A 16,950-nucleotide genomic window follows, 5' to 3' on the forward strand; every position below is an offset into this window, starting at 1 on the left:
CGTGAGCGGAGCCACGGGCGCCGGGGCAAATCGAACCGGCACTACCGGCACGGATGGTGCCCGTGGCTCCGCCACTGATGCACACGACTCCGACGAGTCTCATGGATCCCAGGGGGGGACTGTGACGGACACCCGAGGGCCAGGGACTTCTGGTCAGACTTCCGACCAGTACGACACGGCGTACGCGGCGGGCAAGGGCAAAGGCAAGAGCAAGAACAAGAACAGAGGCAAGCAGGGGGTCGGCGGGGGCGGGGCGAGCGGCTCGGGTGCCGATGGTGCCGCGAGTGGCGTCGGCGGTGCGCGGGGCGCTGGTGGCGCGAGCGGGGCGCTGCCCGGGGAGCGTCAGCCTCAGCAGCAGTCGGCCCAGTCCTCGCAGCCGTACCACCCGCCGCAGGCGTACCAGCAGGGCTCCCAGACGGGCGCGGTGCGCCGACCGCGCACGGGGGCGCGCACGACCCCGCGCACGCGCAAGGCGCGCCTGCGGGTGGCCAAGGCCGACCCGTGGTCGGTGATGAAGGTCAGCTTCCTGCTCTCCATCGCGCTCGGCATCTGCACGATCGTCGCGGCGGCCGTCCTGTGGATGGTCATGGACGCGATGGGCGTCTTCTCGACGGTGGGCGGCACGATCTCCGAGGCCACGGGGTCGAACGAGTCCAACGGCTTCGACCTCCAGTCCTTCCTGTCGCTGCCGCGCGTCCTGATGTTCACGACGATCATCGCGGTCATCGACGTCGTGCTGGCGACCGCTCTCGCGACGCTGGGCGCCTTCATCTACAACCTCTCCGCGGGCTTCGTGGGCGGCGTCGAGCTGACCCTTGCCGAGGACGAATAGTCCTCGCTCCCCCGCGCGCGGGTATCGATTTTGGGACTGGCCCTCAGGTGCGCTAATCTTCAGAGGTCAGCGCGCGGGACACACACCGCAGCGCGGCGGGGCTATAGCTCAGTTGGTTAGAGCGCATCCCTGATAAGGATGAGGCCACAGGTTCAAATCCTGTTAGCCCCACCAGCACGGAACCCCCAACCGGTCACGGTTGGGGGTTCTGGCGTTTTCCGGTGAGGTCTAGGGGGCTGGGGGTGTTCATGGGTGCCGCTGGGGTGTTCATGGGCGCCCGGTAGTCGGCTTCTGGTCTCCGCCGGGGCGTCGTACATGCGAGAAGACCCCCGGCCTGTGGTGGCCGGGGGTCTTCTGGGGTTCAGGTTCAGGGCGTGGGCCCTGGGGGTGGGTCCGGGGTTACGGCTCCGGGGCCAGGCCTGGTTCCTGCGCGGTGGCGTCGGTCTCGGCCTCGGTGTCCGTCGTGGGCAGGTGCCGGCAGCTGGGGGACGAGCCGTGTGCCTCGGCGCGGATGCGCTGCTTCATCGTCGGGGGCAAGGACCGTTCGTAGGCGGCCGACCAGAGCGCCATCGTCGGCGTGGGCGCGCACACCGTGGCGTTGCGCGCGTTCGTGGTCTCCTGTACGGCCGTGGCCGCGTTTGCCGTCGTGGTGAGACCCATCGCGGCGAAGAGCGCGAGGAACGCGGTGACGATCGTGGTCCAGAGCTTCATGGCCTTGTTGCCGGTCATTGCCCCTCATTTCGGGTTGGGCGATTTGCGTACTTTCCTCATCATGTGTATGCGGGGCCGAGAGTGGTGGACCGACGCTCGTGGCGCGTCGATGTTCAGATGAACACCACCCGGATGGCCCCAAGGGCGCCGAGAAAGGGGCAAAGCGGCGAAAGTCACAGTGGATGAGGGCTGCCGACGGAGCGCCCCGCGGAGCTGTCGGGTCCGTTTCTACTGCTCTCAGGGGGCCCCGAGTTGAGGTCCAACCAGGTCACCGATCGATATCGCTCGGTGTGTATAGTCGGGCGCCAGAAGTCCCCTACGTCAAGGAAAGACGAGGTCGCGCGGTGAAGAAGCTTCTCCTGGTCGCACTGGCCGCCATCGGCGGGCTCCTCGTGTACCGCCAGATCCAGGCGGATCGCGCCGAGCAGGATCTGTGGACGGAGGCGACTGACTCCGTGCCCACGGGTTCGTGAGTACCGACACAGTCACTTCACAAGCCCCGGTCGCTTTTGCGGCCGGGGCTTTGTGCTGTCCGGACGCCTGAGGGGTCGGTGTCGGACGCTTCTCCTCTTCCGGTTCGCCTCTGCGAATAGAACGGTTGCGGCTGTGAATGGCGGGGGTGGCGCGGTTGCGTCGGTGGCCCGTTCGTGGTGGTGTCCGTGCCGCGTCGGACGGGCAGGACGGACGGGACGAGCAGGGCGGGCAGGACGGTCGGGACTGGTGGGACAGTCGGGACTGGTGGGACGGGTAAGGCGGCTGGGATCGGTCGGGTTGGTTGTTCGGGTGATTCGGTTCGGTTCGGCGAGGGGTGAGGTGTGATGGGGCGGCGGCTGGAGGGGTGCCTGGGGCTGGGCTCAGGGTTAGGGCGAGCCGCTCCGGCAGCGGCGGTGGCTGCCGCGCTGTGCGTGGTGGCGCTGCTCCCTGGACCTGCGGCGGCCGCGGGCGTGTCCGACCCTCCCTCCCCGTACGCCTTCGCCGAAGGGGCCGAGACCGTCGAGGGTGCGATGAACAGCGTCGAAGGACCCCGGCTTGCCCCCGGCCGGACGTACAAGAGCTCCCTCCCGCGCGTGGGACAGCGTTTTTACCGTCTGGAGCTGAAGGCGGCGGAGAACGCGTACGTGTCGGTGACAGCCCTCCCGAAGGCCGACGCCGTCGTCTCCTACGCCGACGGGATCGAGGTGTCCGTCCAGGACTCCGACGGCAACAACTGCAGTCCCCTGGATGCGGAAGAAGCGCGGTTCGGCTCCTCGGAGAGCCCGCGTCCGATCACCGCCACGGCGGCGCGGAGGGTCGGTACCGGCGAGAAGAGCTGTATGGGCGCCGGTACGTATTACGTGCTCGTCGAGCGGACCAGATCGTCGGGGACCGTCCGGTCGGCGACCGCCCGGGAGGACTGGGACCTGGAACTCCACGTGGCGTCAGAACCCGTGCTGCGGAAGGACGGTGCGACCGTGCCGCCACGGGCGTGGAATTCCGCGTCCCCCGTGCCGCCTTCCGGAGCGCGCGTGCTGCGCGGGGGTGGCACGAGCTTCAACGATGCGCGAGGACTGGAGAAGGGGGTCTGGGGGGCCGGTATCGAGCCCGGAGAGACCCTTTTCTATCGCGTGCCGGTCGATTGGGGGCAGCAGATCTCCGTCACCGCGGAGCTCGGCAGTTCGACCGGGCGCGGGGCCGGAACCGGGGCGACGGGGTTCGGGCCCGACCGGGACAGGGGGTACGTCTCGTCCGCGTTGGTCACCGCGCTCCACAACCCCGTGCGCGCCCGGGTCGAGGACTCCGACACCGCGTACGACGGCAAACAGAAGTCGTCGTCCCTGGACCCGCTGCCCCCGGTCGCGTACGAGAACCGCTTCGCCCTCACCGACGAAGTGGCCGCGATGCGGTTCGCCGGCTGGTACTACGTGTCGGTCCACCTCAGCCCCGACGTCGCGGAGAAGTTCGGCGAGGCGCCGCTGGACCTGACGTTGAGAGTGGACGTCGACGGCTCGCCGCGGCCGGGGCCCGCCTACGCGGGGTCACCGCGGCCCGCCGACGACTTCGGCGTGTCCGAGCGCGATGCGGAGGCTGCGCAGCGGGGAGAGACGGCGGCGGCCGGGGACGGTGCCGGGGGAGGCGGTGGTGGGCGCGACGACGAGCTGATGGCGGTGATCGCCGTCGGCGGGATCGGGACCGGAGTGGTGCTGCTCGGGATTCTCGGGGTGTGGACGCTGGTCGCTCGACGCAGAGCGGGGGCGGCTGCGCGGTTCGGGCCGCCGCAAGAGCGGTTCTGAACATCGGAGCTCCGGGCAGTCAGGGCCTCAGAGCTGCGTGAGCGCCCAGACGCCTATCGCGAGGCAGGCCAGCGCCACGAGCAGCATCGGGACCGCCACCTTCGCGGGTGGCCCGGGACGCCGCCCGGGGGCCGGAAGCGGGGCGGCGTGCGTAGCGGCGTGGGGTGCCGCGTGCAGCTGCGGGATCGGAGGGTTCGGAGGGTTCGGATACGCGACCTGGGCGGCTTGAGCGGTGTACGGATGAGCCGAGGCACCAGCGACGGCGGGGGCCAGGGCGTGGCCGCGGCGGGCCGACGACGTCACGGCGTGTGCGGGGTCGGGGCCGGGTGCCCGCAGAGGCAGCGGAGTGGGGGGAGTCGACGGCTGGGGAGGTGGAAGAGAAGACGGCTGCTGCGCAGGCGGGGTGTGCGGTGGCTGCGGGGCGTAGCGGGGCTGCGGTGGTTCCGGAGGCGTGGGCTGTACGGGCTGTACGACCTGTACGCCCGGTTCGGCCTGTTCGGCGGCCTGTAAGGGCTGAGCCGACGGGAAGCCGGCTGTGTATGCCGGTCCAGGGGCGGGCGGCCCGGACGTGGGCGTGGGGTCCGTTGCCGGTGGCGGCAGGTGTGGAGGCGGGGGCGGCACAGAGGGCGCTTCGGGTACCTCGGGCGCGGTGGCGGGGCGCGCGTGGCGAGGTGCGGAGCGCGGGCGCGAGTGCGCGGCCCGGTGTGCGTGTGACTGCGGGGGTGAAGTGGGGATGCGCGAGGTGTCTGAGCTGGTTGTTCGACCGTGGGGGCCGGTGGTGTCGTCGGGGCCGTGGGGGCCGAAACCGGCGGGCAGGGGGGCGAGTTGGTCGAAAATTTCGATGAGCTCGTCGTCCGGGCCCGGCTCGGGCAGCATTTCCGCGGCGGAGGCGAGGGCCTTGCGCGCACCCGTGGCCGTGCGGAAGCGCGTCTGGGGATCCGGCTGGAGCAGGGTGGCGATGACCTGCCAGAGGGGCTCGGGAATGCCCTGAGGGGCCCGTGGCGTGCCGTGTTCGGCGAAGTACTCGATCAGTGCCTTGGCGTCCGGCTTGGCGCCTTCCAGGAGGTACAGGGCGACGAGGCCGACGGCGAAGAGGTCGGCGGTGAAGTCCGGTTCGGCGCCCAGCATTTGTTCGGGAGCGAAATAGCCGGGCGTACCGACGACGTAGTCGGTCTCGGTCAGCCGGGGCTCGCCCTTCCGCATCGAGATGCCGAAGTCGGACACGCGCAGGTGAGGACGCCCCGCACCGGTCGCTTCCAGCAGGATGTTGGCCGGTTTGATGTCACGGTGGACGACGCCCTCGGCATGGACGGCCGCCAGGCCGGAGAGCAGCTGGTCGAGGAGGGTGCAGACGAACTGGGGCGGGAGTGGGCCGTAGTCCCCGATCACGTGCGCCAGCGAGCCGCCGGCGACCAGGTCCATGGTGAACAGGACCTTGTCGTCGTCGGCGGCCCAGCTGGCGGGCGCGAGTACATGGGGGTGGTCGATCCGCAGTGCCTGCTCCCGGACGAACCGCAACAGCGCGTGTGCGTCGCTCTGTTGGAGGACCTTGGCGGCCACGTAGCGGCGGCGCCTGTGGTCCCAGGAGCGCCAGACCGCCCCGACTCCCCCGTGTCCGATCGGGTCGACCAGTTCGTACCGGCCGGCGAAGACCTCACCCATGGTCGCGCTCCGCTCCCCCTCCGGGCCGTGCGCGGCCCGGTCGACGGCTCAGCTCTGGTGCGCCTCGTAGTGGGCGACCGCGTCCGCGGTGCGCCCGGCGCCGTACACCCGGAGGAACTCTGCCAGCTCCGGGTGGGTCGGGGCGAGGGAGTCGGCGGCATCGATGATGTCGCCGGCTGCCGCGACGGAGCGCAGCAGTGACTGGATCTCGCGCACCACGCGCTTGACCGTGGGTGCGCCCGAACTGGTCGCCGTCTGCGCGGTGTTGGTCAGGACGGAGCCGCCCTGCGACTTCTTGATCTCGTCCATGCGGTCGGTGGCCTCGGCGGCGCTCACGCTGCCGTCCGCGACCTGGCCCGCCAGCTCCTGGAGGAGCTGGACGCGCTGGACGACCGCGGGATTGCCGATCTTGGCACGCTGACCGCTCATCAGCTGGGACAGCATGGGCGCGGACAGGCCGAGGACTCCGGCGAGGCGTGCCTGGTTCAGGCCCAGATCATCGATGAGGCGACGGAAGAGCGCCCCCAGCGGCTCCCCGTACCAGTTCCGCTGGAGCTCTCGTGCTCTCGCGGTGGTGTCTTGTTGTGCGGCGTCCATTGCGTCTCCCCATCGCTTCCCCTAAGACCGCGGTTCGCTGCCGCGAACCACGTCGAGCATCTTACGGAGAGTGGTCGTGGACCGGGACCCCCAATCCTTTTGCGGGATCCGGGGGGTGACCCGGTACTCTGGTCTGCGATGCACGCCGGGACGTGATTCTTCCGGTTCGGCGTACCGTCGCGGGGCCTTAGCTCAGTTGGTAGAGCGCTGTCTTTGCATGGCAGATGTCAGGGGTTCGACTCCCCTAGGCTCCACCGAGGAAATGCCCTCCGACCTGCGGGAACGCAGACTCGGAGGGCATTTTTCGTACGCGGCGGCCGCCCGGTCAGTCGAGCCGGACGGACTTCCGCATGAGGTCGCGTCCCCGCAGTTCGTTCGACTCCCGCCAGGCCTGGATGCGGTGGGGGACGATGCGGAACCAGTTGTACGGGGCGGTCTGCTCGCGCGGATCGAAGCCGGTGCGTGCGGTGAACCGGTCGGCTTGTCCGCTCGGCGGTTCGTCGATGCCGAAGACCTGGACGTGTCCCTCGATCATGGTGACGTCCCGGGTGGTCCCCAGGGCCAGGCGGGCGGCCCCGGTGGCCGCGAGGTTCCTGCCGGTCGGGCTGTCGGCCGGGGTCGCCAACCACAGCGCTTCGCCGTCCCAGTCGAAGGAGAGCGGCACCAGGTACGGCGTGCCCTCCGGGGACGCGCTCGCCACCCACACGTCGGTGTCGTGGGCGAGCCGGTGCTCGGTGTCGTGGCGACGCTGGGCGCGGGAACGCGGAGAGGCGCTCATGGGTGCCATGGATGCCATGGGTGCTCCTGTGGGCCGAGGACGTGATGTGGCCCCAGCCTCACCCGGGCGGGATGACGTCCGCCTCCGTGCTCGGTACGGAACGCACCACGGATATCGGTGGCCGTGGATGCGCAGCATGGACAACGGTGAGTCTGATCGCGTCACTCCGGTCGCGTCACTCCGGTCGCGTCACGCGGGATGGCCCGCGCTGATGTCGCCCGCGTCGTGCAGCGTCAGCGGCGAGCCGGCTTCGGGCGAGTCCGGGGCCGGGGCGTGGGCGGCGATCGGGTCGAGCAGGAACGCGACGTGATCGCCCCCGTCGCACCGGTCGTGGATGCGGCCGACGAACCAGGTGAGGGCGTCGGACAGGACGAGGGCTCCCTCCGGCCCCTCCCTCAGGGGCAGTCCGGAGAACTTGTCGGTCCGGTCGCTGCACAGCGATCCGAAGCGCTCCGCCAGGTCGTGCCGGTCCCGAGGCAGCTGGTGCACGGCGAGAGCGGTCGCCGCCAAGGCCACCCGGTAGGTGTGGTTGGCCTTGGAGAGCCATACGGCGAACCGGACGGGCTCCAGGGAGCACTGGCTCGCGAAGCCGACCAGGCAGCCCGCGCGCTGTCCGTCCGCCACGGCGGTGACGACGTACACGGACGAGTCCGCGAGTGCGGTGAAGGCCGCGATGCCCTTGGCCACGTCGTCCGGACCGTCCGCTCCGTTCAGGCCGTCCGTGTCGTCCGCGTTCTCCACGTTGCGGGCCACGCCCCTACCGTCCCTCGTCTCGTACGACGCGCACCGTCTCCAGCGAGCTGTCGGCCGCGTCGGGAAGGTTCATGCCGGCGCGTACGCCCGACCGCAGATAGGTCAGGACGGGCTCCGTCAGCCGCTCGCCGGGCAGGACGACGGGGATGCCCGGCGGATACGGGGTGATCATCTCCGCGGCGATGCGTCCTGCCGCCTCGTCCACGGGGACGTCCTCGGGGCGGGCGAAGTAGGCGTCGCGGGGCAGGTCCGCCTGGGGCATCCGCAGGTCGCCGGGGCTGGGGACGTCGACCTGCGGGGCGTCGCCCAGTTCGTCGGCGTGCCTGGACAGGTCGCGCAGCGCGTCGAGGAGGCGTGTGGTGGTGGCCTCGTCGTCGGCGTAGGTGAGCTGGGCGCTGATCCGGCGGTGGTCGAAGAGGTGCATGTCGATGTGGTGGTGCTCGCGCAGCCAGTCGGCGGCGGCGTACCCCGTGGTGCCGAGCGCGGAGAGGTCCATCACGACGGGCAGCGGGTCCAGGTCGGCCGCACGGCCGGGTCCGCAGTAGTCGTCGGCGTCGTCGACGTGCAGACCGTCGATCTCCTCGATCGCGGCACGGGTGTGGGCGGCCAGGTCCAGGACGTCGCCGAGGAGCCGCTCGCCGTGCTGGACCATCTGTCGGCGCCACCCGTCCAGCCCGGCGTAGAGCAGGACGGAGGGGCTGGTGGTCCCGAGGAGGTCCGCGCGGGACGCGAGGACGGCGGGGTCGATCAGGTCGCCCTGGAGGTGGAAGACCGAGCCTTGTTCGAGGCCGCTGCCCATCTTGTGGACGCTGGTCACGCAGATGTCGGCGCCCGCGTCCATCGCCCAAGTCGGCAGATCGCTGTGGAAGGGCAGGTGCGCGCCCCAGGCCTCGTCGACGATCAGGGGCTTGCCGCGCCGGTGGCACACGTCGGCGATGCCGCCGAGGTCGGCGGCGGAGCCGTAGGGCGTGGGGCTGGTGACCAGCGCGCCGTCGGCGTCGGGGTGGGCGGCGAAGGCCTTCTCGAACGCCTCGGCCGGCGGCGGGTGGGCGATGTGGCGCTCGGGGTCCCAGGCGGGTTCCACCCAGACGGGCTCGACGCCCGAGAGGATCAGGCCCGCGATCACGGACTTGTGGGCGTCACGCCCGACCAGCAGACGGCGGTGCGGCGCGGTCACCGTGAGCATGGCCGCCTTGACCGACAGGGAGCTGCCGCAGGTCGAGAAGAACGTGTGCTCGGCGTGGACGGCGTCGGCCATCAACCGTTGGGCACGTTCCAGGATCTGGTGGCGACTCAGCCGGTCGTCGAGTCCACCCGTGGCGAGTACGTCGCCGAGAAACACCGCCTCGCCGAGCACCTTTCTGACCCGCGGGTCGGCGCCGCGCGCCTGCTTGTGGCCCGGCGGGGTGAAGGCGAGCTCGTCGGCCTTGTGGTAGCGCTCCAGCGCTTCCAGGACAGGCGCCTCGTCGTGGTTCAAGCTTTGGTTCGCAGCCATGCCAGGAGCAGTTCCCCTTCCTCCGAGCACCAACCAGGGACCACCCGTGCGGGACAAGCCGGAGCCGCCCGGAGACGGTGTTTCACGTGAAACAACGGGGGGCGGGCAGACCAGTCGGCCCCCCGCCCCACGACGTCGTACGCGGCGTCAGCCCCGCTTGTCCTGGTCCTTCGCCTCGGCCTCGGCCTCCGCCTGCTTGGCCTGCACCTCGGGGTCGAGGGCTGCCTGGGCGCTGCCGTCGACCGAGGTCAGCGGCGTGCTGTCCGGCACCTCCGTGGCAGCGGGCGGCTCGACCAGCCAGTCGGGGTTGGCCTGCTTGTCCCACCACTTCCACGCGGCCACGGCACCGCCTGCGAGCAGGCCGAGGACGGCGAGCCGCTTGGCGAGACGGCCCCTCTTGGCCCGGCGCTCGTGCTTGCGGGCCAGCCGCTGGATCTCCTTCGCCGAGACCTGGCCGCGCAGCGCGGCGAGAGCCGCCGTTCCACGCGAGGTGGCCTCCTCGCGGACGGGCTGGGCGGCGGCGACCGCCTGCTCGATGCGGGGCCTGGAGTAGTCGGCGGCCTGGCGAGCGGCCTTGCGGGTGCGGGCAGCTGCTTCGTGCGCGGCGTGGTCGACCTTCGGCGGCACATGGGTGCGGGCCTGCTCGACACGGGGGGCGACGTGGGCGCTGTACTGCACGCGGGCCTGTTCGGCGGCCTGCTGGGCAGCAGAGGACACCTTGGGTGCGAGTCGTACGCGCGCTTCGTGGGCGTAGTGAGTGGCCCGGTCCTTGGCCGTGTCGGCGTAAGGTGCCACCGCGTCCGCGGCGTGACGCACGCTGTCCTTGGCCGAGCCGGTCGCGGCGCGCACGCTGTCGATGCGGGTCACGGGATCCTCCTCCTCGGTGGCGTATAGGTATGTCACCTTTCCACCCTTTCAGGGATCATGCCTTTCGGATCGCTCCGATGACATGCGAGGGCGGGCATCCGGGTCATGGAAGCTGACCCCGGCATCCTGAGTTCCTTTTTCTGAGCGTTTCAGTCTCTGAACCAGGCAAAATCTCTGCAGCGGAGAGCTCTCGGCCGACAATGCCACGGATCCCTCCGGCGCGCGCCCAGTCGGTGGCTACTCGTCCCAATCCGGTCCGTGCGAGGATCGGGGGGTCACAGAAGACAACGGAAGGCAGATCGTGGCTGAGCAGCTTTACGCCACCCTGAAGACCAACCAGGGCGACATCGAGGTCCGGCTTCTGCCGAATCACGCGCCCAAGACGGTCAAGAACTTTGTTGAGCTCGCTCAGGGCGAGCGCGAGTGGGTCCACCCCGCGACCGGCAAGAAGACCTCGGACCGCCTGTACGACGGCACCGTCTTCCACCGGGTGATCAGCGGCTTCATGATCCAGGGCGGCGACCCGCTGGGCAACGGCACCGGTGGCCCGGGCTACGAGTTCGAGGACGAGTTCCACCCGGACCTCGCCTTCGACAAGCCGTACCTGCTGGCGATGGCCAACGCGGGTCCGGGCACCAACGGCTCGCAGTTCTTCGTGACGGTCGCGCCGACGGCGTGGCTGACGCGCAAGCACACGATCTTCGGCGAGGTCGCCAACGACGCCAGCAAGAAGGTCGTGGACGCCATCGGTGGCACCCAGACCAACCCGCGCACCGACCGCCCGGTGAACGACGTGGTCATCGAGTCCGTGGTCATCGAGACCCGCGACGCCTGACCTGCGTACCCGCGCGTTCAGCGAGGGAACCAAACCGCCCCGCCCATCCGTAAGGAAGGGCGGGGCGGCGCGTTGCCACGTGTGCCGTCGCAGTGCCTTCGTACGGAGATTGAGGGGACCCCATGGACCAGGCGCCAGGCAGCCCGAAGGAGCCACAGGGAGCGTCGGGCGTGCCCTCCTGCTACCGGCATCCGGACCGGGAGACCGGCATCACCTGCACGCGCTGTGAGCGCCCCATCTGCCCCGAATGCATGATCAGTGCCTCGGTCGGCTTCCAGTGCCCCGAGTGCGTCCGCGGCGGTTCGGGCACCGGCCACGCGCCGACGGCCAACCAGCCGCGCACGGTCGCGGGCGGCACGGTCGCCGCCGACCCGCGTCTGGTCACCAAGATCCTGATCGGGCTGAACCTCGCCCTGTTCCTCGTGCAGCTGACGGTGGGGGACAGCTTCACCGACCGCTTCGACCTGCTGGGCCGGGCTTTCGTCCCGGAGTTCGGCACGGTCGAGGGCATCGCCGAGGGCCAGTGGTACCGCCTGGTGACGGCGATGTTCCTGCACAGCAGCTACATGCACATCGCGTTCAACATGCTCAGCCTGTGGTGGATCGGCGGCCCGCTGGAAGCCGCGCTCGGCCGCGTCCGCTACCTCGCGCTCTACGCGGCTTCGGGTCTCGCGGGCGGCGCGCTGACGTATCTCCTCGCGGAGCCGAACCAGCCCTCTCTCGGAGCGTCCGGCGCCATCTTCGGCCTCTTCGGAGCGACCGCCATCCTGATGCGGCGCCTGAACTACGACATGCGGCCGGTGATCGCGCTCCTGGCCATCAACATGGCGATCACCATCTGGTGGCCCAACATCGCGTGGCAGGCACACGTCGGTGGGCTCGCCGGCGGCCTCATCGTCGGTTACGCCATGGTCCACGCGCCCCGCGAGCGGCGGAACCTCATCCAGTACGGCAGCTGTGCGCTGGTGCTGCTCGCCACGGTGGTCATGGTCATCGTGCGGACCGCCGAGCTCACCTGACGTACCGACGTTGTCCACAGCGTGTGGCGGATCTTGTGCATGCCGTGGGGAACAACCGTGCCCCCTGTCGCTGACCTGGGTTTCCCCAGGAAGGACAAGGGGCGAGCGGCGAACAGAGTTCCGATCGGCCAGTCACACCGGCGTCAACCGGCCGAAGGTTATCCACAGATCTTCAGACCTTTTCCCCATGTGGATAGCGCTGTGGATAACTCAGGGCAGGGCTTGCGTTCAGCCGGGGAAGGCTACTTCCACTGGGTGGAGACGCCGAACCCCGCGGCGATGAAGCCGAAGCCCACCACGATGTTCCAGTTGCCCAGCGGATCGATCGGCAGCTTCCCGTCTGTGACGTAGAAGACGACGATCCAGGCGAGACCGATGAGGAACATCGCCAGCATCACCGGAGCCACCCAGCTGCGGTTGGTCAGCTTGATGTTCGTCGCCTTCTTCGCGGGCGGCGGCGTGTAGTCGTCTGCCTTCTTGCGGATACGTGACTTCGGCACGAGGGTCTCTCCTGTCGATGCGCTGCGTGGCCGCGCAGGTAACTGGTGTCTGGCGCCGGGCGGGACGTCACGGGGAGCTGAAGCCTCCCCCGGGCGTCCGTTAGCGTAGTGCTTCCGCGGCGTCGAAGGAGATAAGGGTACGTTGAGCAATTCTGCCGACTCCCACAAAGGTCCCGTTCGTCGCCCCCGATGGCGTCCGGTTCGGGTGCTTACGGGTGCTGTTTTCGCTCTCGCCGGGCTGATCTTCTTCACCAGTTTCAACACGGCCAAGGGCACCAACATTCGTACCGACGCCTCGCTGCTGAAACTCTCGGACCTGATTCAGGAGCGCAGCCACAAGAACGGCGCCCTCGACGAGTCCAACGGCAACCTGCGCGACGACGTCGAATCGCTCGCCCAGCGCGACGGCGGCGGCACCAAGGCGGACGACGCCCGGCTCCAGGCGCTCGAGGAGAACGCCGGCACCAAGAAGCTCAAGGGCAAGGCGGTCACGGTCACCCTCGCCGACGCCCCGCCCGACGCCACCGCCAAGCTCCCCGGCTACCCCGAGCCCCAGCCCAACGACCTGGTCATCCACCAGCAGGACCTCCAGGCCGTGGTCAACGCCCTGTGGAAGGGCGGTGCCAAGGGCATCAAGGTCATGGACCAGCGCCTGATCTCCACCAGCGCCGTGCGCTGCGTCGGCAACACCCTGATCCTGCAGGGCCGCGTCTACTCCCCGCCGTACAAGGTGACCGCGGTCGGCGATCCCGACAAGCTCAGGACCGCCCTCACGGCCTCTCCCGAGATCCAGAACTACATGCTGTACGTCAATGCGTACGGTCTCGGCTGGAAAGTGGACGACGACGGAGCGGTGACTCTTCCCGGCTACTCGGGCACAGTGGATCTCCACTACGCGAAGCCCGCGGAGTAGCCGCGGACAGCCGCACCTGGGGGGACCCGTGTCCGTGCGCGTGCTGGTCAGGACGTTCAGCGAACTGTGCATCACCGTCGGCACGCTGATCGTGCTCTTCGTCGTCTACGTCCTGTTCTGGACCGGCGTGAAGGCCGACAACGCCATGGACAGCCAGATCGACGAGCTGCAGGACCGGTGGGCGCAGGGGGCGGTCTCCACGGGGACGGACGGCAAGCCGACCGAGACCTCGACGGGCTCGTCGGACGACCAGGCCTCCGACAAACCGGCCCCTTACAAAGACGGCAAGGCCTTCGCGGTCATGTACATCCCGCGCTTTGGTTTCACGTGGAACAAGCCCGTGCTCCACGGCACCGGAACCGACGTCCTCAAGAAGGGCCTCGGCCACTACGCCTCCACCGCCCGCCTCGGCCAGAAGGGCAACTTCGCCGTGGCGGGTCACCGCCGCACCTACGGCGACCCCTTCAAGGACTTCCCGAAACTGCGACCCGGCGATCCCGTGGTGCTCACCGACGGCGCGACCTGGTTCACGTACCGCATCGACAAGAAGCCCTACAAGACGCTCCCCGGCGACATCGACGTCATCGATCCCGTGCCGCGCAAATCCGGCTATGACGGCCCGGGCCGCTACCTCACCCTTACGACCTGCGAACCAGAGTGGGGCCACAGCCACCGGCTGATCGTCTGGGCACATCTGGACGCGACCCAGCCCGTGGAGGCCGGGAAACCGGAGGCACTGCGCCGTTAGTCTGGTGCGGTACGGCGAGGGAGGCCTGGCCGTACGCGACGGAAGGGACGGCATGTACGGCTGGATCTGGCGGCATCTGCCGGGAAACGCATGGGTGAGGGCACTGATTTCCCTGGTGCTCGTCCTCGCCGTGGTCTATGTGCTGTTCCAGTACATCTTCCCGTGGGCGGAGCCGCTGCTGCCCTTCAACGACGTCACGGTGGACGGCCAGTGAGCGCCGTCGGCGGCACGAGCCGCACCCGCAGCCGCATTCTGGTCGTGGACAACTACGACAGCTTCGTCTTCAACCTCGTCCAGTACCTGTACCAACTGGGCGCCGAGTGCGAGGTGCTGCGCAACGACGAGGTCGAGCTGCGGCACGCGCAGGACGGCTTCGACGGCGTGCTGCTCTCGCCGGGGCCCGGCACCCCCGAACAGGCGGGTGTCTGCGTCGAGATGGTCCGCCACTGCGCCGCCACCGGCGTGCCCGTCTTCGGTGTCTGCCTCGGCATGCAGTCCATGGCGGTGGCGTACGGCGGGGTCGTGGACCGTGCCCCCGAGCTCCTGCACGGCAAGACCTCGCTCGTCCGCCACGAGGGCAAGGGCGTCTTCGCCGGTTTGCCGTCGCCGTTCACCGCGACCCGCTACCACTCGCTCGCTGCCGAGCCCGCCACTGTCCCGGCGGACCTGGAGATCACCGCGCGCACGGAGGACGGCATCATCATGGGCCTGCGCCACCGGGAACTCGCGGTCGAGGGCGTCCAGTTCCATCCGGAGTCCGTGCTGACCGAGCACGGCCACCTCATGCTGGCCAACTGGCTGGCGGAGTGCGGAGACACCGGCGCCGTCGCCCGGTCGAGCGGGCTGGCCCCGGTGGTGGGCAGGGCCACGGCGTGACCGCCCTGCGCCCCGAGCGCGACTCCTCCGGAGCCCCGTACGACGCGAATGACGCGTACGGGGAGGACGGTGCGTTCGAGGCGGCGGTCGATCACCTGGAGGACCCCCTGACGGATCCGTTGCCGGGGCAGCATCCCTCGCCGTGGTTCCGCAGCGGCGGTGGCGGTGGCGGCGGCACCGCGGATCCGGAGCAGCGGACACCTGCCGAGCCGCAGGAACAGGAGTGGTACGACCCCGAGGGGTACGACCGCGACTGGAACGGGCACCAGCCGCAACAGCCGGAGCAGGCCCCGGAGCCCACGTACGAGCAGCTGTACGGTGCCTACGCCCCTGAGCAGCCCGCCCCCGTGCCGGACGACGAGACCATGGGCCTGCGCACCGCCGACACGCGGCGAATAGCGGAGCCGGGCCCCACGCAGCCAGACCTCACACAGCCGGACCTCACACGGTCAGGCCTCACACAGCCAAGCCCCGCCGAAGGCCGGGCTGCCCGCCGCAAGGCCGCCAAGAAGGGTGGCACGCGCCCCCCTGAGCCCCGTCCGGGCGCCGCCCCCCTGTCACGCGTCGAGGCCCGCCGCGCGGAGCGTGCCCGCAGGCCTTCTCCGGGCGCGGTGATCAGCCGGGGGCTGGGCGAGGTCTTCATCACGGTCGGCGTCCTGATGCTCCTCTTCGTCACGTACCAGCTCTGGTGGACGAACATCCGTGCCCAGCAGCAGGCCGACGGAGCCGCGCACGACCTCCAGGAGAGCTGGGCGAAGGGCAAGGGGAAGCCCGGCAGCTTCGAGCCCGGACAGGGCTTCGCCCTCCTCCACATTCCGCGCCTGGACGTCGTCGTGCCGGTCGCCGAGGGCATCGACAAGCAGAAGGTCCTCGACCGCGGCATGGTCGGCCACTACAACGAAGGCGCCACCAAGACCGCGATGCCGGAGGCCAGGAAGGGCAACTTCGCGGTCGCGGGCCACCGCAACACGCACGGCGAGCCGTTCCGGTACATCAACCGCCTGGAGCCGGGTGACCCGATCGTGGTGGAGACGCAGGACACGTACTTCGTCTACAAGATGGCGAGCATCCTGCCGCAGACCGCTCCCAGCAACACGAGTGTGATCGGTCCTGTTCCACCGGGTTCGGGCTTCACCAAACCCGGCCGGTACATCACACTGACCACCTGCACCCCGGAATTCACGAGTAAGTATCGAATGATCGTCTGGGGCAAGATGGTCGAGGAGCGACCGCGCGACAAGGGAAAACCCAGCGCGCTCGTGAACTAGAACGGTGAGAACGGGGCGGAACCAGTGGCAGCCACGACCGATGAAGAGAAGCAGGACGAGGCGCCCGCGCCGGCCCCCGCGCCACGGCGCCGCGGCCGCGGTCCCATCGCCACGGCGGTCAGCGTCTTCGGTGAACTCCTCATCACCGCGGGCCTCGTGCTCGGACTCTTCGTCGTCTACTCCCTGTGGTGGACGAACGTCATAGCGGACCGCGAGGCGCACAAGCAGGGCAACCGCGTGCGCGACCACTGGGCCGCGGGGCCCGGCTCCATCGACACCAAGGACGGCATCGGCTTCCTGCACGTACCCGCGATGGGCAACGGCGAGGTGCTGGTCAAGGCGGGCACGAGCAGCAAGGTCCTCAACGACGGCGTGGCCGGCTACTACAAGGACCCCATCAAGTCGGCGCTGCCCGAGGACAAGGAAGGCAACTTCACGCTGGCCGCGCACCGCGACGGTCACGGCGCGAAGTTCCACAAGATCGACAAGATCGACAAGGGCGACGCGATCGTCTACGAGTCCCGGGACAAGTGGTACATCTACAAGGTCTACGCGAAGCTGCCCGAGACCTCGAAGTTCAACGTGAAGGTCCTGAACCCCGTCCCCAAGGAATCGGGTGCGAAGAAGCCGGGCCGCTACATCACGCTGACGACCTGCACGCCTGTCTACACGTCCCGCTACCGGTACGTCGTGTGGGGCGAGCTGGAACGCATCGAGAAGGTCGACGGCAAGCGGACGCCTCCGGCGGAGCTGAAGTAGCCCGGAGGGCCTCGGCCTGGGCGGCAACGGAGAAGCCCCGGTACCGCTGAGCGGTACCGGGGCTTCT

General features: G+C 69.6%; 18 protein-coding genes and 2 tRNA genes. 12 read left to right on the forward strand and 8 right to left on the reverse strand.

The features are described 5' to 3' along the window. Position 1 precedes the first annotated feature (1 nt). Entirely contained in the window at positions 2-832 is an 831-nt protein-coding gene (locus DEJ49_RS18270) for a DUF3566 domain-containing protein (protein ID WP_150185109.1), read from the forward strand. Between the two features lie 97 nt (positions 833-929). Next, positions 930-1,006, forward strand: a tRNA-Ile gene (locus DEJ49_RS18275). A gap of 225 nt (positions 1,007-1,231) precedes the next feature. Here DEJ49_RS18275 and DEJ49_RS18280 read toward each other — a convergent pair. Further along, positions 1,232-1,561, reverse strand: coding sequence for a DUF6344 domain-containing protein (locus DEJ49_RS18280; RefSeq protein ID WP_150185110.1), 330 nt, complete (start codon positions 1,559-1,561; stop codon positions 1,232-1,234). 326 nt (positions 1,562-1,887) lie between these two features. Between DEJ49_RS18280 and DEJ49_RS18285 the strand changes: the two genes are divergently transcribed. Beyond that, a complete protein-coding gene (locus DEJ49_RS18285) occupies positions 1,888-2,016 on the forward strand; it encodes a DLW-39 family protein (RefSeq protein WP_003999697.1) in 129 nt (42 codons plus the stop codon). Between the two features lie 414 nt (positions 2,017-2,430). Further along, entirely contained in the window at positions 2,431-3,813 is a 1,383-nt protein-coding gene (locus DEJ49_RS18290) for a hypothetical protein (protein ID WP_150185111.1), read from the forward strand. A 27-nt stretch (positions 3,814-3,840) separates the two neighbouring features. Here the strand turns inward: DEJ49_RS18290 and DEJ49_RS18295 are convergent, their stop codons facing one another. Both DEJ49_RS18295 and DEJ49_RS18300 read right to left on the reverse strand, forming a co-directional pair. Beyond that, positions 3,841-5,475, reverse strand: a complete 1,635-nt coding sequence (locus tag DEJ49_RS18295) for a serine/threonine-protein kinase (protein ID WP_150185112.1) — start codon at positions 5,473-5,475, stop codon at positions 3,841-3,843. Between the two features lie 48 nt (positions 5,476-5,523). Continuing rightward, the gene (locus tag DEJ49_RS18300) at positions 5,524-6,072 is read right to left on the reverse strand and encodes a helix-turn-helix domain-containing protein (RefSeq protein WP_055527494.1); all 549 of its coding nucleotides are present in this window, start codon (positions 6,070-6,072) and stop codon (positions 5,524-5,526) included. A gap of 181 nt (positions 6,073-6,253) precedes the next feature. On the opposite strand from DEJ49_RS18300, the gene DEJ49_RS18305 reads away from it, so the two are divergent. Then, a tRNA-Ala gene (locus DEJ49_RS18305) sits at positions 6,254-6,326 on the forward strand. A 71-nt stretch (positions 6,327-6,397) separates the two neighbouring features. Here DEJ49_RS18305 and DEJ49_RS18310 read toward each other — a convergent pair. The 4 genes from DEJ49_RS18310 to DEJ49_RS18325 form a co-directional block, all read right to left on the reverse strand. Continuing rightward, entirely contained in the window at positions 6,398-6,859 is a 462-nt protein-coding gene (locus tag DEJ49_RS18310) for a pyridoxamine 5'-phosphate oxidase family protein (protein ID WP_223833197.1), read from the reverse strand. Between the two features lie 180 nt (positions 6,860-7,039). Continuing rightward, entirely contained in the window at positions 7,040-7,603 is a 564-nt protein-coding gene (locus DEJ49_RS18315; protein ID WP_411757173.1) for a flavin reductase family protein, read from the reverse strand. Positions 7,604-7,607: 4 nt separating this feature from the next. Further along, positions 7,608-9,098: an aminotransferase class I/II-fold pyridoxal phosphate-dependent enzyme gene (locus tag DEJ49_RS18320; RefSeq protein WP_150185113.1), complete on the reverse strand. Its 1,491-nt coding sequence runs from the start codon at positions 9,096-9,098 to the stop codon at positions 7,608-7,610. A gap of 147 nt (positions 9,099-9,245) precedes the next feature. Beyond that, positions 9,246-9,965, reverse strand: a complete 720-nt coding sequence (locus DEJ49_RS18325) for a DUF5324 family protein (RefSeq protein WP_150188314.1) — start codon at positions 9,963-9,965, stop codon at positions 9,246-9,248. A 301-nt stretch (positions 9,966-10,266) separates the two neighbouring features. Here DEJ49_RS18325 and DEJ49_RS18330 point away from each other — a divergent pair, with 301 nt between their 5' ends. Further along, positions 10,267-10,800 carry a peptidylprolyl isomerase gene (locus DEJ49_RS18330; RefSeq protein WP_150185114.1) on the forward strand — a complete coding sequence of 178 codons (534 nt, stop codon included), beginning with the start codon at positions 10,267-10,269 and terminating at the stop codon, positions 10,798-10,800. A gap of 122 nt (positions 10,801-10,922) precedes the next feature. Further along, positions 10,923-11,819, forward strand: coding sequence for a rhomboid family intramembrane serine protease (locus DEJ49_RS18335; protein WP_150185115.1), 897 nt, complete (start codon positions 10,923-10,925; stop codon positions 11,817-11,819). Between the two features lie 242 nt (positions 11,820-12,061). Here the strand turns inward: DEJ49_RS18335 and crgA are convergent, their stop codons facing one another. Next, on the reverse strand, positions 12,062-12,319 hold the full coding sequence (gene crgA / locus DEJ49_RS18340) for a cell division protein CrgA (RefSeq protein WP_055563960.1): 258 nt from the start codon (positions 12,317-12,319) through the stop codon (positions 12,062-12,064). A 142-nt stretch (positions 12,320-12,461) separates the two neighbouring features. On the opposite strand from crgA, the gene DEJ49_RS18345 reads away from it, so the two are divergent. From DEJ49_RS18345 to DEJ49_RS18370, 5 genes are all read left to right on the forward strand, one after another. Beyond that, on the forward strand, positions 12,462-13,232 hold the full coding sequence (locus DEJ49_RS18345) for a DUF881 domain-containing protein (RefSeq protein ID WP_150185116.1): 771 nt from the start codon (positions 12,462-12,464) through the stop codon (positions 13,230-13,232). A gap of 34 nt (positions 13,233-13,266) precedes the next feature. Continuing rightward, a complete protein-coding gene (locus tag DEJ49_RS18350) occupies positions 13,267-13,980 on the forward strand; it encodes a class E sortase (RefSeq protein WP_150188315.1) in 714 nt (237 codons plus the stop codon). Positions 13,981-14,190: 210 nt separating this feature from the next. Next, positions 14,191-14,856 (forward strand): aminodeoxychorismate/anthranilate synthase component II, encoded by a 666-nt coding sequence (locus DEJ49_RS18360; RefSeq protein WP_150185117.1) that lies wholly within the window; start codon positions 14,191-14,193, stop codon positions 14,854-14,856. A gap of 5 nt (positions 14,857-14,861) precedes the next feature. Continuing rightward, positions 14,862-16,124 (forward strand): class E sortase, encoded by a 1,263-nt coding sequence (locus DEJ49_RS18365; protein ID WP_411757239.1) that lies wholly within the window; start codon positions 14,862-14,864, stop codon positions 16,122-16,124. A 24-nt stretch (positions 16,125-16,148) separates the two neighbouring features. Next, positions 16,149-16,883 carry a class E sortase gene (locus tag DEJ49_RS18370; protein WP_150185119.1) on the forward strand — a complete coding sequence of 245 codons (735 nt, stop codon included), beginning with the start codon at positions 16,149-16,151 and terminating at the stop codon, positions 16,881-16,883. The last annotated feature ends 67 nt before the right edge of the window (positions 16,884-16,950 follow it).

The organism is Streptomyces venezuelae (genome assembly GCF_008642335.1).
In the GTDB taxonomy this organism is placed as follows: domain Bacteria; phylum Actinomycetota; class Actinomycetes; order Streptomycetales; family Streptomycetaceae; genus Streptomyces; species Streptomyces venezuelae_F.

Coding starts and splice junctions, on each gene's coding strand:
- DEJ49_RS18300 (WP_055527494.1), bottom strand. CDS start 6,072: ATGGACGCCGCACAACAAGACACCACCGCGAGAGCACGAGAGCTCCAG.
- DEJ49_RS18295 (WP_150185112.1), bottom strand. CDS start 5,475: ATGGGTGAGGTCTTCGCCGGCCGGTACGAACTGGTCGACCCGATCGGA.
- DEJ49_RS18320 (WP_150185113.1), bottom strand. CDS start 9,098: ATGGCTGCGAACCAAAGCTTGAACCACGACGAGGCGCCTGTCCTGGAA.
- DEJ49_RS18335 (WP_150185115.1), top strand. CDS start 10,923: ATGGACCAGGCGCCAGGCAGCCCGAAGGAGCCACAGGGAGCGTCGGGC.
- DEJ49_RS18280 (WP_150185110.1), bottom strand. CDS start 1,561: ATGACCGGCAACAAGGCCATGAAGCTCTGGACCACGATCGTCACCGCG.
- DEJ49_RS18310 (WP_223833197.1), bottom strand. CDS start 6,859: ATGGCACCCATGAGCGCCTCTCCGCGTTCCCGCGCCCAGCGTCGCCAC.